This is a genomic window from Novosphingobium sp. NFX11 (genome assembly GCF_057376415.1).
In genome coordinates, this window is record NZ_CP080385.1 from 1519947 (window position 1) to 1535549 (window position 15603).

Below are 15603 nucleotides of genomic sequence, written 5' to 3' on the forward strand. Positions count from 1 at the left end.
GATAGCGGAAGGTCCGCACCTGAGTGACCGAAATTGGCACCTGACGCCGTTTAAGGATCCTCTTGGCCTGCTTTAAACAGTGGCGCCTTTAGAGTCCTCTTCCGAGGAGGAACCCCTCCGACTTCAGTCGGATATTGGCTTCAGCCTTAGGCTCGCGTGCAAGCCTGTAACCTCAGGGAAAACCGAAGACCGCCTGAAGGGCGTAAGTCTTCGGTTTTCCCTGAGGTTACAGGCTATGCGCTACAAGAGCGGTTGTCACACAACATTCCATCACCGTTATCATCTGGTGTGGGCGCCGAAGTACCGCTTCAAGGTGCTCCATGGCGACGTGCGCTTGCGGGTCCGGGAAATCATCAGGCAAGTCTGCGCCGAGATGGGCGTGACGATCATCAATGGGGCCCTGTCGAAGGATCACGTTCACATGTTCGTCGAAATCCTGCCGCACGTCTCGGTCGCGGACTTCGTGCGCCGGGCCAAAGGGCGCTCGTCACGCAAGATCCAGCAGGAGTTCGAGCACATCCGCAAGCGCTACTGGGGACAGCGCTTCTGGCAACGCGGCTACTTCTCGACCACTTCCGGCAACATCACCGATGACATCATCATGCGGTATCTCGACAAACATACACACAAGGATGGCTTCAGCCCCGCCTCATGATCTTACCGGCGTCAGCCGGTCAGTCATTCAGTGGCCGCTTCCGTCTCGATGCGCCGGAGCAATCGCTGGCGCTGATCGGCGCACTGTTCGGGCTGGAGCCGCAGCGACGCGGCGGCGCGATCTACCTGGACAAACCGGGCGTCGCCGCCTGAAGCTGTTCAGGCAGCGGCCAGGGTTTTGGCCAGCAGCGTACGCATCTGCTCCTCGACGCCCTCGCCGAAGCCCACGCCCATCGTCAGGCAGCGGCTATCCCCGCCAGGCCATGAACGATGGCCGGTGCCGGTGGTGTCGAGCATTACCAGCACGTCGCCGGGGCCAAGGCGGCGACGCGTCCCGTCGGTCGCCTCGATCTCCCACTCACCCTCCAGCGTGATCGACAAGCCGGCCATGCCGCAAGGGTGCCAGTCGGTGCAGTGGTTGGGATCGCCGGTCGCTATGCCCCAGATCGAGGCCGGGGCGATGCCTTCCCAGTGCGCAGTGCCATCCTTGGCGATCACCTTGCGGGTCAGGGGAATTTCAAGATCGACGAGGCGCGATCCGCCATCGGCTTCGGCATAGATGCACACGGCGGTCTTGGTCATTTCACATCTCCCCCAGTGATCAGCCCGCACGACGAAAACGCCGGTGGACAGGCTGTGAACAAATGATATATAAATATAACAATATAGGCAATAAGAGAGCGTGCGAGACGTGTCGGTTCTGATCAGCGAAGTTGGCCCCCGCGACGGCCTCCAGAACGTCAAGGCAGTGATGCCGACCGAGGCCAAGAAGGCGTGGATCGCCGCCGAGGCCGCCACCGGCGTACGCGAGATCGAGGTGGGGAGCTTCGTTCCCGCCAAGCTCCTGCCGCAACTGGCGGACACTGCCGAGATCGTCGCTTTTGCGCGCACCCTGCCGGACCTGACGGTGGCGGTACTGGTGCCCAATGCGCGCGGCGCGGCCGATGCGATCGCGGCCGGGGCGCACAAGCTGACCCTGCCGCTGTCGGTCTCGGAAACGCACTCGCTCAAGAACCTGCGCCGCACGCACGATCAGGTGATCGAGGAAGCCGCCCGCATCGCCGCGATGATCCGCGAACTGCCGGAGGGAGAGCGTCCGCACTTCGAAGGCAGCCTGTCCACCGTGTTCGGCTGCACGCTGGAGGGCAGCGTGCCCGACGCGCAGATCGCGCGGCTGGCGGAGCGGCTGATGGAAGCCGGCTGCGACGAAGTCGGCTTGTCCGACACTACCGGCTACGCCGATCCTTCGGCGGTGCGGCACCTCGTCAAGCTGGTGCGCGGCGTGGTGGGCGACAAGGCGCTGACCGGCATTCACTTGCACAACACGCGCGGCCTGGGTCTCGCCAACGTGCTGGCGGCGCTGGAATGCGGTCTCGACACGATCGATGCCTCGCTCGGCGGCCTCGGCGGCTGCCCCTTCGCGCCCGGCGCCAGCGGCAATATCGTGACCGAGGATCTGGCGTTCATGCTCGAAGCGATGGGCATCGATACCGGGATCGATCTCGATCGTCTCTTCAAGGTCCGTTCGATCGTTGCCGAGGCGCTTCCGGGCGAGCCGCTCTACGGCTTCGTCACCGATGCCGGCCTGCCTTTGGGCTTCGATCCTGGAGCGCGGCGGGAGGCGGCGTAAGGTTCCCGAGCCTCTGCGCCGTTCTCGCTGTGCGGACAACGTGATCTCGCTCTTCCATAGACCCCTGCGCGTAAGCTAGCGTCCTGCCCTTGGTCCTCCTCCCTCCCTCAAGGACGCTAGCAACATCGTCATGACACATGACCTGAAACGGGTGCCCACCCGCACGGCGGCCGCCTATGGCGCCGGGCAGCTCGGCGCGCAGATCTTCCGCGACACGCCGGCCGTTCTCCTGCCGATCTTCATGACCACGATCCTGGGCATCCCGCCCTGGCTCTCGGGGTTCGTCATCCTGATCCCCAAGCTGTGGGTGATCGTCTGCGACCCGCTGGTCGGCGTTTTTTCAGACCGCAAGAAGGAGGCTTGGGGACGCACCGGGTTCCTGACCCTCGGCGCGATCCTGACGAGCATCGGTTTCGCAAGCCTCTTCGCCATCGTCGAATATCCCAGCCCTTATGTTGCCGCGGCGGCGGTCTGCGTGCTGTTCTTGGTCGCCTCGACCGCCTTCAGCATCTACTCGGTGCCCTATCTGGCGGTTGCGTCCGAGCTGTCGAACGACACGCACGAGCGTACCCGCATCCTGACGTTCCGCATGGCGGCGACGATCGGCGGCGTGGTGATCGGTGTCGGCGTCGCGCAGCCGCTAGTCTTCGCGCTCGGCGGCGGTGCCCATGGCTGGCACGTCATGGCGTTCTCCTTCGCGGCGCTCTGCCTCGTCTCGATGCTGGTCCCGGCCATCGGCCTGCGTGGCGTGCCGCTGCTCAAGGGCACGCAGGCGCCGGGGCGGCTGAAGGAGCAGTTGGGTTCCGTGGCGTCGAACAAGCCATTCATGATCCTGCTGGTGACGACCTTCATCCAGGGCATCGGTCAGGCTTCGAGCTATACCGTCATAGGGTTCTACTACGTCTACGCGCTGAACCTGGTGCACATCATCCCGACTTTCGTGATCGCGATGGCCTGCGGCAGCCTGCTGAGCCAGCCGACGTTCCTTTACCTGTCGCGCCGCTTCGGCAAGGAGAAGTGCTACGTCGTCGGTTCGGTGCTGTGGATGCTGGTCACCGTGACCTGGTTCTTCGTCGAGCCCGAAAGCCCCGTCGTCATGACTCTGCCCCTGATCGGCGACGTCACCCGCGAGGGCCTGCTGGTGCTCGCGCGCGGCGTGTTCATCGGCATTGTCAACACCGGCTTCCTGTTGCTCTCGTTCTCGATGCTGACCGATACCGTGGACCTCCATCGCCGCCGCCACGGCTCGGCGAACGAGGGCGTGTTCTCGGGTATCTTCAGCGCCGCCGAGAAGCTGGCCTTCGCGCTCGGCCCGCTGGTGGCAGGGATCATCATGAGTGCTTTCGGCTTCGTCTCCTCCACCCACGGCGTGGTGCAGCAGAGCCAGCACGCGGTGCTCGGCGTGATCCTGCTCTATTCGGCGGTTCCGGTGATCACGCAGTTCCTGAGCCTGCTGGTGTTCTCGCGCTACCGTCTCGACCCGGCCGAGATTTCGACCGGGCCGGAGAACTGGCAGGACGCCGCCCGCCTCGAGCCGTCGCCCAGTCTGGAGCGCTGATCGCGCTATTACGGCGACGACAAAAAGCCCGCCTCGTGCAAAACGAGGCGGGCTTTTTTATGCCTGACGGTAAGTAAGGTTCAGGCGCCGGGGATGTTGCCGCCATCGACCGGGATGAACACGCCCGACACCGCCTTGTTGGCCGGATCGGCAAGGAACAGCACGCTATTGGCGATGTCTTCCGGCGTGGCGAGACGGCCGAGCGGGCTGTAGGTTTCCATCTTGGCGAGGAAATCGCCGTCGCTTTCGCCATCCAGCTTGTTGCCCATGAGCATTTCGGTCGGCACTGCGCCCGGCAGCACCGCATTGACGCGCACGCCGTAACGCCCCGCTGCGCGCGCGGCCGTCCGCGTGGTCATCAGCACCGCCGCCTTGGAGCCGCAATAGGCCGCGCCAGTCGGGTTCGCGGTGATCGACATGCCCGAACCCATGTTGACGATGGCGCCGCCGTTGCCCTTCACCTTCATTCGCCGGATCGCGTGCTTGCAGCCGAGGAACACGCCGTCGGAATTGATCGCGAAGTGCTTCTGCCACATCTCCAGCGGCATGTCCTCGAACGGAATGTTCGGCCGGTAGATGCCGGCGTTGTTGACGAGCACGTCGATGCCGCCCAGTTCGCGATCGATGTAGTCCATCAGGGCGATCCAGGAGTCCTCGCTGGTCACGTCCAGCGTGCGCTCGATGATCTTGCCATCAGTCGAGATGTCGCCCGAGGCGGCGAGATCGGCGCTGATGACGGTGGCTCCGCGTGCGGCGAAGGCCGAGACGATGGCTTGGCCCAGACCGCCTGCACCACCGGTCACCACGACGTTCAGTCCGGCAAAATTGTCTTGAATCATCGTGACTTGATATCCCGAAAAAGTACGCTTTGGGCCCATCGCCCGCTCAGTCGCAGCCGTGAGCCTGTCTCGCGGTTAACCTTCGTCGTTCGCGGGCAAGCACGGATTCTGGGGGCTCTCCGCCTAGTGATAAATCATCGGCTGGTGATCAACAAACTCGACTCAAATTGTTCAAAATCGGATGTGAGGCACCTTCGTCGGACAACAAAGGTTCGGGGAAAATCGCCATGTGCAGTCGGTTCGCTTTCCTTTTCAGCACCGCTTTCGCCACCACTCTTTTTACGGTGCCTGCCATGGCACAGGAGGCTCCGCAGGTATCGTCCGATGCTGTTGGGGGCAATGACATCGTCGTCACCGCGCAGCGCCGCGAACAATCGCTGCAGGACACCCCGATCGCCGTCAGCGCCTTCAGCCCGGCGATGCTGGAGGATCGCGCGATCACCAGCGTGATCAACATCGCCCAGAACACCCCGGGCCTCTATCTCAGCCAGGGCACCGCATCGCCCAGCACGCTGCAGGTCGCCATGCGCGGTGCGCTGGAGCAGAACGGCGGCACAATCACCTCGGAATCGCCGGTCGCGATCTATATCGACGACGTCTATCAGTCGCGCCTCTCGGCTGCCGACTACGACCTTGCCGACATCGAGAGGGTCGAAGTGCTCCGCGGTCCGCAGGGCACGCTTTACGGTCGAAACTCGATGACCGGCGCGATCAAGCTGATCACCCGCCAGCCCAATGGCGAGCACTGGGCGAACTTCGACATCAGCTATGCCCGCTTCGAGGAGGTCAAGGCCAAAGTCAGCGTCGGGGCACCGATCACCGGGAACCTCGCGCTGGCGGCCTCGGGCTTCTATGACAACCGTAACGAGGGCTGGCAGCACAACATCTACACGGGCGAGGACGTGACCAAGTTCCGCCGCTATGGCGGCCAGGTCGCGCTCGGCATCACAAATGTCGATAAGCTCGAGGCGGTGGTGACCGCGCGCTATGCGAAGAGCACCAGCGACGGCCAGCACTTCCTGCCGATCGAGCCGACCTCGCCCTACCACCCGGCCATCGGCTTCTACGAGACGCGCACGCCGCTACCCGCCATCGGCAACAACGAGCAATATTCGTTCTCCGGCCGCCTCGGCTATGACCTGAGCGACACGATCACCGTGCGCTCGATCACTGCCTACCAGCACCTCAAGGAGCGCTGGGCGCTCGACTTCGCGGGTGGCTACGTCGCGCCGGGCAGCACTGCCGACCCCATCGTCGGCTTCTATCGCGACAGTCTGGGCCGCCAGAACCAGTTCACGCAGGAATTCCAGCTGCTCGCCAACAGCGCGGACGATCGGTTCCACTTCATCGCGGGCGCCTTCTACTTCCATGAGCATGCGGAGCAGGGCACGGCGGGCGACATCTTCCTGGGCTTCCAGCTCCAGCCCTCGACGATCGACACGACCTCGAAGAGCTACGCCGGATACGCGCAGGCGGACTACGAGATCGTCCCCGGCCTGACCGCATCGGCCGGCATCCGCTACACGCATGACACCAAGTCGTTCTTCGGTACTACGCCGGACTCGCTGGGCGTCATCCACGACCTGAACTACGCCATCAAGGCGAACGTCTGGACGCCCAAGTTCAACCTGCAGTACAAGTTCTCGCCCGACGCTATGGTCTACGCCACCGTGGCGCGAGGTTACCGCGCCGCCGGGTTCAACTCGCTCAATTCCGGTGAGCCAAATGGCTACGGACGGCCCTACGCGCCCGAATTCGCATGGTCCTACGAAGTGGGCGCCAAAGTCGACCTGCTCGACCGTGCGCTGCAGTTGAACCTTGCCGCCTACCACGAGAGTCTCGACAACCTGCAGACGCTGGCGCTCGGCAACGTGGCGGGCAGTTACCTGATCCAGAACGCCGCGAAGGCCAAGGTGGAGGGCGTCGAACTGGAATCGACCCTCCGCCCGATAGAGGGGGTCAGCCTCTTCGGGAACGTCACCTACACTTACGACAAGTACCAGGAACTCGATCCGGGATCGCAGGCTGCGACCTCCGGCGCGACCCGCCTGCCGCTGATCTCGCGCTGGCAGTACCAGGTCGGCGGCACGGCGGATATTCCGCTGGGCGACAGCACGGTGACGCTCGCGGCCGACTACAGCTGGCGCGCGGCGTACAACTCGCTGGTCTCGCTGTCGGAAGCTTCGCAGAATCCGGCGATCGGGCGCGCCAATGCCTCGATCACCTACAAGCTGCCGGGTGAGCGCGTACAGATCTATGCGCAGGCCACCAATGTCTTCAACTCGAAGGACTGGTTCGCCTCGGCCGAGTTCGTACCGGGCCTGTTCGGCTACAAGATCCCGCTGGAGCCGCGCGTGTGGCGCGTCGGCTTCCGCTACAAGATGTGAACTGAAGGAGTGACGGATATGGCCGGAGAGACCGGAATCGCAGAACCGGTGCGGGACGTCGACTTCGGCTCCCCGGCCTTCCTCGAAGATCCCTGGAGCCCGCTGCGCGCGCTCCAGGATCAGGACCCGGTGTTCTGGAGCGAGAAGCAGCAGGCGTGGATCGTCACCCGCTACGAAGACGTCATGGCGACTTTCCGCGATCAGCGCCTGTCCGCCTCGCGCATTGTGCCATTTCTTTCCACGCTGGTGCCTGACGTGCGCGCCGAGTATCCGCTCGTCGCGCATTTCGAGGAGAAGTGGATCTCCAACGTCGACCAGCCCGTCCACTCGCGGCTGCGGCGGCTGATGGCGAACGCCTTCTCGCGCAAGGTGGTGGATGCCCTGCGCCCCGCCTCGCGCAAGATCAGCGAGGACATCCTGCGTGAAGTCGATGGGCGAGAGGTGGACTACGTCCACGCCGTCGCGCGTGAACTGCCGGCGCGGGTGATCACCGCGATGTTCGGCATTCCCGACCACTTGCGCGACCAGTTCGCCGACTGGGCGGGCGCGATCCAGCAGGCCACCGGCGCCGCGGTGCTGACGCGCGAGATGGTGGACCTCTATCACCAGACTCTTGCCGACATGAACGTCGAACTGCTCAAGCTGATCGCCGAGCGGCGCGAGAGCCCGAAGGAAGACCTGCTCAGCCAGTTCGTCCAGGCGCGCGACGCCAACGACCAGCTTTCCGACGACGAGTTGCTGGGCGCCTGCCACGCCACGATCATCGCCGGGTTCGAGACGACGATGCACATGCTGACGCTGGGCATGCTCGAACTGCACGAGCGGCCCGCGCTGCAGGCGCGCCTGCTTTCCGGGCCGGCCGACGCGGCAAAGGTGGTGGACGAACTGCTGCGCTACATCGGCATGGCCAAGGGCATGCTGCGCATCGCGCGCGAGGATTTCGAGTGGCATGGTCACACGATCCGCAAGGGCGACTTCGTCTACGGCATGAACATCTCAGCCAACCGCGACCCCCGCATGTGGCAGCGGCCTGACGAGATCGACCCGAACCGCGACAACAACCGCTCGATGGCGTTCGGGCCGGGCATGCATTTCTGCCTCGGGCACCTGCTGGCGAAGATGGAACTGGCGGAGTTCTTCACGGAGCTTTTCGGCAGCTACGACGTGGCGATCCTCTCCGCCGAGCGACCGTGGATCAACAGCTTCACGTTCCGGGGGCTGGATGAGCTGCCGGTGCGGATCAGCAGGAAATAGCCACATACCTCGTCATTGCGAGCGAAGCGAAGCAACCCAGGGCAGTATAATACCGCCCTGGGTTGCTTCGCTTCGCTCGCAATGACGAGGCAGGGGTCAAATTCCCAGCGCACCCGGGTTGAGCAGGCCCTTCGGATCGACCTGCGCCTTCACCGTACGCAGCAGCGTCAACGCGCCCTCGTCACGCTCGCGCGTGTAGGGATAGAGCTTGCCCACCTGGAAATGGCCCGCTCCGTGGGCATGCATCAGACCGATGATCTCGGTGCGGATTTCCTCGACGAGCGTGGCGCCGTCGGGGTTTTCAGCATAGCGGGGCAGCCCGGCAAGGTAACCCGGCTCCATCATCCGTTCGTGATAGGGCGTCAGTGCGTCCTTCCAGTACAGTGCCGGTTCGTAAAGGAACGTCCCCGCCCCGATCGAGGAGAACATCGCTCCGATATAGGCGCCTTTGCGATCCATCTCCGCGCGCTTGCTGTCGATGTAGGACGTGAAGGCGGCATGGAACGCCGCGACGCGCGAGTGCGGCAGCAGGCCGTGCAGCGGCACCCAGCGCTCGCCTGCGGGGCCGAGCATGTTGTGCAGCGGCTGGAACGGCATGGCGCGCACGACCGTCGGCACCGAATTGGCGATCTCGCGCCCGAAGCCGAGCGCGATCTTGCGGATGGCGTCGATCTTGGCGCGCGCCTCGATGGCGGAATAGCCGTTGGCGATGTAGTGCGCGGCGTAAGGCGCGGAGGCCAGCACCCGCCGCCCCGCCGCCGCCATGCGGACCAGACTGCGCGCGCCCGCCAGCGCGCTGGGCGAGGACTGCCACACGCCCTTGGCCACCGAGAGCATCGTGCCGGTGTCCTGCTTGGCGATCTGCCCTTGCGACAGCGCGAGGTCGAGGCCGAAGGACTTCTCCTCGATCTTCATGCCGGCGATGGCGGACATGCAGCCGTGCAGCGCGGCGAAGTCGGGGAAAGTGAAGGACGCGGTCTCATGCGCGGGCTTGCGGCGCAATAGCTTGAGGGTGATCGCGGTCTTGATCCCCAGCGCCCCGGAATCGCCGAGGAACAGCCCGGCAAGGTCCGGGCCGTAGTTGCGAAAGCGGCCCCGGCTCGCCTGCGATCCGGTCGTGCCCGTGCGCACGAACGTCCCGTCCGGCAGCAGCACTTCGAGCGCCACTACGCTGTCCGCCGAAATGCCGTTGGCGTTGGAACCATGGCCGTTGGCGTTCTGGCTCACGGTCCCGCCGACGCTGGCGGCAAGCCCGCTGAAGGTGCCGACGAAGGGCACCTTGAGGCCGCGCGGGGCCAAGGCATCGTCGAGCGCCTTCCAGCTGATGCCGGGCTCGACGGTGACGGTCATGTCGGTTTCGTCGAGCGAGACGATGCGGTCGAGGCCGGAGCTGTCGATGACCACGCTGTCCGCGCGCTTGGGCAAATGCGCGTCGGTATAGGAGACGCCGCCGCCCCGCGTGTGGATGGCAAGGCCCGCCTCCGCCGCCGCGATTACGATCGCGCGCAAGTCCTCCACGCTGGTCGGGCGGAACACGCCCGCCGGGGTTGCGTGGCGGCGATAGACGTCGGAACCGAAGAACGCCGCCTCGCCGTCAGGCAAGCGCGACGGGGAAAGGGCGAGGGCGTCGGGCAGGGTCATGGCTGGCATCTCCTGTTCTGTTCTAACTGGCTTCAGAGACTGGAAAGTACATCGTCATTGCGAGGCCCTGCAGGGGCCGCGGCAATCCAGGGCGTCGCAGCGTCGGTCTGGATTGCTTCGCTTCGCTCGCAATGACGAAGTGAGGGGCGAGATGAGGTTAGCCCGGCTTGCGTGCGATCAGCACTTCCCAGCCGCCGCCGGGGGCATATTCGCCCGCCTTAAATTCGCGGTCGGCCAGTTCGTCGGCCTTGGCGGCGTCGTAGCCCGTCGCGTCGGCCCCGGCGTATTCACGGATGACCATCGGCGCGGTGTCGAAGCGGATCGTCTCGGGATCGAAGCCCGCGTTCTTCGCAAGGCCCACCTGGTCCATCTCGCGCATGGCGCCCCAGAACGGCTCGTTGTTGTAGTAGGTCTCGTTGTCGAGGATGAACTGGGTGAACGGGTCCATCAGGTCGAACGGCGGCAGGTCGCAGTGGATCATCAGGCCGCCGGGACGCAGCAGGCGGAAGCACTCGTCGAAGATCCTGGGCATCGCCTTGCCGCTGGTCTCGTGCAGCAGGATATGGCTGACGACGAGGTCGAAGGAGGCGTCCTCGAACTCGGTCTTCTCCGCGTTCATCTGCGCGAAGTTCACCGTCTCGCCCAGCGCCACCGAGCGGGCGTGGGCATAGCGCACCAGCGGCTCGGCGACGTCGATGCCCCAGACTTCCGCCTCGGGAAAGAACTCCTTGTAGGGCAGGGTCGAGTGGCCGACCGTGCAGCCCATGTCGAGCACGCGTGTCGGCGCGAAATCGGGCATGGTGCGGCGGATATAGTTCACCACCGATCGGCCCTTGCCGTCGTTGAACGGCCCGCCGTAGCCCATGCCGTAGAGGTAGACGCCGCGTTCGTAGAGGGCGCCAGCCGCGAATTGCTCGGCATCATGGCGGGAGGCATAGCCGCCCGGCATGCAGTGGATGTCGAGCGCGGTGACGTAGCGGGGCACGTCGAACGCTTCGGGAATGCGCAGTTCGCCGCCCTGTCCCTCGCGTGCCTTCACCTCGGCGGCGAGGCGGGGCCAGTCGCGCTCGATGGTGTCCACCACCGAGAGCCACAGCAGTTCCTGCGCCGTCCGGTTGAGCGCGGCGTAGGACTGGAAGAACGGCTCCTTCTTCATCGCTTTTCGCACGTCGTGACGGCTGGCGAGATCGACGCCGAGCGACTGCGATTCCGCCGCCGTCTTGGCGAAGAGCGGGGTCAGGCCGGGCAGGACCTCGCGCTGGATGAAGCCGCGCAGGCCCTTGGCGAAGTTCTGGCGGCTCGCCTCGTCGTGGCTGGCGCGCGGGAGAACCGGGTGGTCGGCCTGCTGGAAGACGTTGAGCATCAGCCGAGTCCTGCGAGTTCGTAGCGCACCGGCCCGAACGAGCCTTGCAGACGCAGCGGCAGGTAATCGCCCGGGGTCACCCAGAAGTCGGCGTATTCGGGCACGAATTCGCTCCAGCGCACCTTGAAGTGCTCGGCCTCGAAGCTGCCTGCGCGCACGGTGATCTCCTCGCGGCCGACGTAAGTGACCAGCGGCGTCACGCAGTGCGCGCGGTAATTGCCCATGCCCCATTCGGAGATCGAGTTGGTCACGCAGGTCACCGGCTTCTCGACGCCCGGATCGGCGGTGCCGCAGGCTGCGGCAACCAGCACGTCGGCGAGGATCGTGTGCATGCCGAGGTAGTCGATCCGCTTGCCCGTCTCCAGCCGCTGCGAGAACCGCCCGGCCTCCTGCGAGAAGACTTCCGCCTCCACTGCGGTGCCGTCGACGCGGAACCAGCAGTGTGCCTTGAGGTTGCCGTCGACGAACTCGCGGGTCTGCGCCTCGATCGGGTTCCAGTCGCCGTCCACCGACCAGGTTGCGTTGCGCAGCACCTTGCGGTCGTCGAACTCGATGGTGGCGTTCATCAGCCGGCCCTTGTCCCAGACCGACATGGTGAAGGCCTCGCGGCCCCATTCCTCGTCGCCTTCCTTGAGGTGGACGACACGGCCGGAGAGATGCTTCGGAATCTGGTAGGTCATGGTCGGTCCTTTGGAAAAGTTCACCAGGGAACGGTGTCCCCGGTGTATTCGAGGAACGGGGCGCCATCGGCCGAGGGGTGGGCAGTGCTGACGAGGCGGTAGATGCCGTCCACGCTGTCGGCGACTTCGACGGTGGCGTCGGCGCCGCCCATCTCGGTCTTCGCCCAGCCGGGGCAGATGATCAGGACGGCGCGTTTTTCGCCGTGAGTGACGGCGAAGCTGCGCACCAGCATGTTGAGCGCCGCCTTGCTGACGCGGTAGAGGTCCGCGCCGGCCAGCGTGTTGCGCACCATCGAGCCCATCCCCGAACTGGTGAAGGCGAATGTGCCGCCTTCGGGCACCAGCGGTTCCAGCAGGGTGGCGAGGCGCACGCTGCCGATGGCGTTGGTCTTGAGGACGCGCAGGACCTCCTCGTCGGCGCGCTCCCAGATCGGCGCGTCGCCCTGAGGCAGGATGCCCGCGACGATGTGCAGCACGTCTATCCGCTGCCCGGCTAGGCTGTCGCGCAGGGCGAGCGCCTGCCCCTCGTCGGTGATGTCGAGCGGCAGGACGGTGACGCCGTCCAGCGCCTCCAGCGCGGGGAGGGGACCACGGTGGTCGCCACCACGTCCCACCCTTCGGCGCGGTATCGCTGCGCAAGTGCAAGGCCGAGGCCCTGCGTCGCGCCGACGAGCAGGACCCGGCGCGGGATCACTGCCAGCCCGCTCCGCGCAGGAACTTCGCGACTTCGTCGGCCCATGCCTCGGGCTGCTGGTCGACGATGTCGACGCCGCCGCCTTCGAGCGCGGCGAAGGCGAAGTGTGGGAAGAGGGCGTGGGCGCGCTGCGCGTGGTCGAAGATCATGTCACCAGTGTTCGACAGGATCAGCGTCGGCTGTTTCACTTGTGCCAGCTGCGGTTCCTGATCGTACATGTAGGCGGCGTTGTGGCCGTACCAGAAGGCGCCGCGCCCGATCAGCGCCTGCACCACGTAGTCGCTGAGGCGCGCGTGCGGGATGGTGCCGCTGGCAAGGTTGTTACGAATGTCGAACAGTTCCGCCATGTGCCCGGCGTGCTCGCGCGCGTGGTAGCCCAGTTCCCACTGATGCAGGTTGTCGATGAAGTTCTGGCGGTCCGCGGCGCTGACCAGAAGCGGGCCGTTGACGATCAGCGCGGCGATGCGATCGGGGAACAGCAGCGCGCCCTCGGTCGCCGCCAGCGCGCCGGTGTGGTGGCCGAGCAGGGCCGCGCGCTCGATCCCCAGCGTGTCCAGCACGGCGGGAATGACTTGCGCATAATCGGTGACGGTGGGGGTGCCGGGCGTCGGGTCGGACATGCCGAAGCCGGGCATGTCGATGCCGATCGCGCGATACCCGCGTGCCGCAAGCGGGGCGTAGACATTGTCGAACTGGCCAGAAGTCATCGGCGCCTGATGGAACATCAGCAGCGCGGGGCCTTCGCCCGTCTCCTGGAAATGGACCTGCCCGAACGGGCCGTCGGCGTAATGACGGCGGGGCCAAGGGTGTGTCATCAAATGTCTCCTGTCGCGACCTTGTCGAGCGTCTCGCGGTAGGTCCGGTCGCTGTACTTGTGTTCGAGTTCGCTGCGCCGCTGGCGCGAGAATTGGAAGAGCCTGCCGTAGAAGTCCTGAAGCGCCTGCTCACGCGTCCGCAGCAGCGCCTCGTCGGGCTGGAGGGCCTCGATCTCGGCGGCGAGGTCGATCCCGTGGCGGGTCATGACGCGCTCGGCGGTGTCGAGCCTTTCGCGCACGGCGTGCAGTTCCTGCGCGAGAACCAGCACCATCGACATGACTTCGTCGACGCCTTCGGTCGCGAAGAACTGGGGTCGCTTGCCGCGCACGGTACGGGCCAGTTCGGGGCGGGGGAGTTCAGGCGTGTCGCTCATGCGTTCAATCCGTCCAACGCTGCCAGCACCTGCGCCAGCGGTTCCACGTCGGCATACTTGTAGGCCATGTCGAACAGATTGACCGCGTGGGCCGTGGGGCTGCGGTCGTAGACGCATTCCTCGGGCACGGTGACGCGGAAGTTGTAAGCGAAGGCGTCCACCACGCTGCCGCGCACGCAGCCGCTGGTGGTGCAGCCGGTGACGACCACGCTGTCGCAGCCCAGATCGATCAGGTAGCTGGCGAGCGGGGTGCCGAAGAAGGCGCTAGGGTGCTTCTTGGGCAGCAGCACGTCGCCGGGGAGCGGCGCGACGTCCTCGACGAAGCGATAACCCTCGGCGCCGATGGTCATCAGTTCGGGGACTTTGGCGGCAAGGCGCCCCTGATCGAACGCCTCCTTGGGGGCGACATGGGGGTAGAGCACCGGCAGCCCGAGTGCGCGGAACTTAGCGAGCAGCGGGGCGATGTGGCGCACCGCCTCCCACCCGGCATCGCCGCAGCTGGTCTTGAATTCCTCGATGGAATCCCAGAACGGCGCCTCGCGCGTGCCGATGGTGCGATACTGCACGTCGATGATGAGCAGCGCTGGGCGCTTGCCGAGACCGCCCGGGCGACCGAAACCGGCAGCGCGGTAGCGGCGCTCCTCCTCCTCGGAGACGATCCCGCTCCAAGGTCTTGTCATGGCTTCACGTCGCCTTCGTAGTGAAGGCGCATCGCGTCCCACTCGGCCGTCCTTACGACCTTCTGGCGCTGGACGAAGTCGGCGAGGCGATCGCCGACGTTCTGCAGCGAGCCATCGTCCTTAAGCGCGCCCAGCACCTGCTGCATCGCCAGTACCGAAGCCTGCAGCGCGGCATTGGCGTAGAGGACGAGGCCATAGCCCATCGCCTCGAACTCGCTGGCGGGGAAGGGCGGGGTCTTGCCGCCGTGGACCACGTTGACGAGGTGCGGCAGGCCGGGATTGCGGCCCGGCGCGTCGCGCAGTTCGGCTTCGGTGGTCAGCGCCTCGACGAACAGGATATCGGCGCCCGCCTCGGCATAGCGGCTGGCGCGCTCGATGGCGGCTTCGTAGCCTTCCACCGCCTTGGCGTCGGTGCGGGCCATGATCAGCGTGTTTTCGTCGCGCCGGGCGTCCACCGCCGCCTTGATCTTGCCGATCATCTCGGCGGCGGGGGCCACGTCCTTGCCCTCGAAGTGGCCGCAGCGCTTGGGGAAGACCTGATCCTCGATCTGGATCACCGCCGCGCCGGCCGCCTCGAGGCGGCGTACCGCGTGGTAGCAGCTGACCGAATTGCCGTATCCGGTGTCGGCATCGACCACCAGCGGCAGGTCCACCACGGCGGCGATCCGCTCCACCGCCTGCGCCATGTCGGACAGGCCCAGGATGCCGATGTCGGGCAGGCCCAGCTCGGTATTCGCCACGCCCGCGCCGGTGACGTAAAGCGCCTCGTAGCCAAGATCCTGCGCCACGCGGGCGGCTAGCGGATTGGCGACGCCCGGCAGCAGGACGGCGCGCTTGTCTACCCCGTTTGGTGAAGATAGGCGCAGCTTGAATTCGTGTCTGGTCATGAGGCCGGAGACTATCGCTGCCGTGGCCACGCGGGAGGCGGCGCGCGGGGGCTATCCGGCAGGCGGAGTTTGTTCGGCTGGCGGGGAAAAGCGCGCATCGGGGCTGGCTCATGAGCGCACCGGCCTAGTCTGCCCGGATGACGCCAG

At 65.7% G+C, this 15603-nt stretch carries 17 protein-coding genes; 6 read left to right on the forward strand and 11 right to left on the reverse strand.

Annotation, left to right across the window (positions count from 1 at the left end):
- Nucleotides 1-235 precede the first annotated feature (235 nt).
- Both tnpA and KZO24_RS24785 read left to right on the forward strand, forming a co-directional pair.
- The gene (gene tnpA, locus KZO24_RS24780) at nt 236-655 is read left to right on the forward strand and encodes an IS200/IS605 family transposase (protein ID WP_271183731.1); all 420 of its coding nucleotides are present in this window, start codon (nt 236-238) and stop codon (nt 653-655) included.
- Entirely contained in the window at nt 652-807 is a 156-nt protein-coding gene (locus KZO24_RS24785) for a hypothetical protein (RefSeq protein ID WP_271183732.1), read from the forward strand. Before tnpA ends, KZO24_RS24785 begins: the two co-directional genes overlap by 4 nt.
- Nucleotides 808-813: 6 nt before the next feature.
- Here KZO24_RS24785 and KZO24_RS24790 read toward each other — a convergent pair whose 3' ends face one another.
- On the reverse strand, nt 814-1236 hold the full coding sequence (locus tag KZO24_RS24790) for a cupin domain-containing protein (RefSeq protein WP_271183733.1): 423 nt from the start codon (nt 1234-1236) through the stop codon (nt 814-816).
- Between the two features lie 109 nt (nt 1237-1345).
- Here KZO24_RS24790 and KZO24_RS24795 point away from each other — a divergent pair, with 109 nt between their 5' ends.
- The gene (locus tag KZO24_RS24795) at nt 1346-2284 is read left to right on the forward strand and encodes a hydroxymethylglutaryl-CoA lyase (protein ID WP_271183734.1); all 939 of its coding nucleotides are present in this window, start codon (nt 1346-1348) and stop codon (nt 2282-2284) included.
- Between the two features lie 130 nt (nt 2285-2414).
- Complete coding sequence (locus KZO24_RS24800; RefSeq protein ID WP_271183735.1) at nt 2415-3842, forward strand: MFS transporter; 1428 nt, start codon at nt 2415-2417, stop codon at nt 3840-3842.
- Between the two features lie 80 nt (nt 3843-3922).
- On the opposite strand, the gene KZO24_RS24805 is transcribed toward KZO24_RS24800, so the two are convergent.
- Nucleotides 3923-4681 carry an SDR family NAD(P)-dependent oxidoreductase gene (locus tag KZO24_RS24805; protein WP_271183736.1) on the reverse strand — a complete coding sequence of 253 codons (759 nt, stop codon included), beginning with the start codon at nt 4679-4681 and terminating at the stop codon, nt 3923-3925.
- Between the two features lie 148 nt (nt 4682-4829).
- The gene (locus KZO24_RS24810) at nt 4830-4976 is read right to left on the reverse strand and encodes a hypothetical protein (protein WP_271183737.1); all 147 of its coding nucleotides are present in this window, start codon (nt 4974-4976) and stop codon (nt 4830-4832) included.
- Between KZO24_RS24810 and KZO24_RS24815 the strand changes: the two genes are divergently transcribed.
- Both KZO24_RS24815 and KZO24_RS24820 read left to right on the forward strand, forming a co-directional pair.
- Entirely contained in the window at nt 4975-7068 is a 2094-nt protein-coding gene (locus KZO24_RS24815; protein WP_271183738.1) for a TonB-dependent receptor, read from the forward strand. The two genes, KZO24_RS24810 and KZO24_RS24815, sit on opposite strands and share 2 nt — an antisense overlap.
- Before the next feature lie 18 nt (nt 7069-7086).
- Nucleotides 7087-8322 (forward strand): cytochrome P450, encoded by a 1236-nt coding sequence (locus KZO24_RS24820; RefSeq protein WP_271183739.1) that lies wholly within the window; start codon nt 7087-7089, stop codon nt 8320-8322.
- A gap of 96 nt (nt 8323-8418) precedes the next feature.
- Here the strand turns inward: KZO24_RS24820 and KZO24_RS24825 are convergent, their stop codons facing one another.
- From KZO24_RS24825 to KZO24_RS24860, 8 genes are all read right to left on the reverse strand, one after another.
- Nucleotides 8419-9963, reverse strand: coding sequence for an FAD-binding oxidoreductase (locus KZO24_RS24825; protein ID WP_271183740.1), 1545 nt, complete (start codon nt 9961-9963; stop codon nt 8419-8421).
- A 157-nt stretch (nt 9964-10120) separates the two neighbouring features.
- Entirely contained in the window at nt 10121-11326 is a 1206-nt protein-coding gene (locus KZO24_RS24830) for a class I SAM-dependent methyltransferase (RefSeq protein WP_271183741.1), read from the reverse strand.
- Entirely contained in the window at nt 11326-12006 is a 681-nt protein-coding gene (locus KZO24_RS24835) for a DUF3108 domain-containing protein (RefSeq protein WP_271183742.1), read from the reverse strand. The genes KZO24_RS24830 and KZO24_RS24835 overlap by 1 nt, the downstream gene beginning before the upstream one ends.
- 20 nt (nt 12007-12026) lie before the next feature.
- Nucleotides 12027-12620, reverse strand: a complete 594-nt coding sequence (locus KZO24_RS24840) for an SDR family oxidoreductase (RefSeq protein WP_486487372.1) — start codon at nt 12618-12620, stop codon at nt 12027-12029.
- A gap of 76 nt (nt 12621-12696) precedes the next feature.
- Nucleotides 12697-13515 carry an alpha/beta fold hydrolase gene (locus KZO24_RS24845; protein ID WP_271183744.1) on the reverse strand — a complete coding sequence of 273 codons (819 nt, stop codon included), beginning with the start codon at nt 13513-13515 and terminating at the stop codon, nt 12697-12699.
- The gene (locus tag KZO24_RS24850; RefSeq protein WP_271183745.1) at nt 13515-13889 is read right to left on the reverse strand and encodes a hypothetical protein; all 375 of its coding nucleotides are present in this window, start codon (nt 13887-13889) and stop codon (nt 13515-13517) included. The genes KZO24_RS24845 and KZO24_RS24850 overlap by 1 nt, the downstream gene beginning before the upstream one ends.
- A complete protein-coding gene (locus KZO24_RS24855; protein ID WP_271183746.1) occupies nt 13886-14569 on the reverse strand; it encodes an isochorismatase family protein in 684 nt (227 codons plus the stop codon). Before KZO24_RS24855 ends, KZO24_RS24850 begins: the two co-directional genes overlap by 4 nt.
- Nucleotides 14566-15456, reverse strand: a complete 891-nt coding sequence (locus tag KZO24_RS24860) for an isocitrate lyase/PEP mutase family protein (RefSeq protein WP_271183747.1) — start codon at nt 15454-15456, stop codon at nt 14566-14568. Before KZO24_RS24860 ends, KZO24_RS24855 begins: the two co-directional genes overlap by 4 nt.
- Nucleotides 15457-15603: the final 147 nt, after the last annotated feature.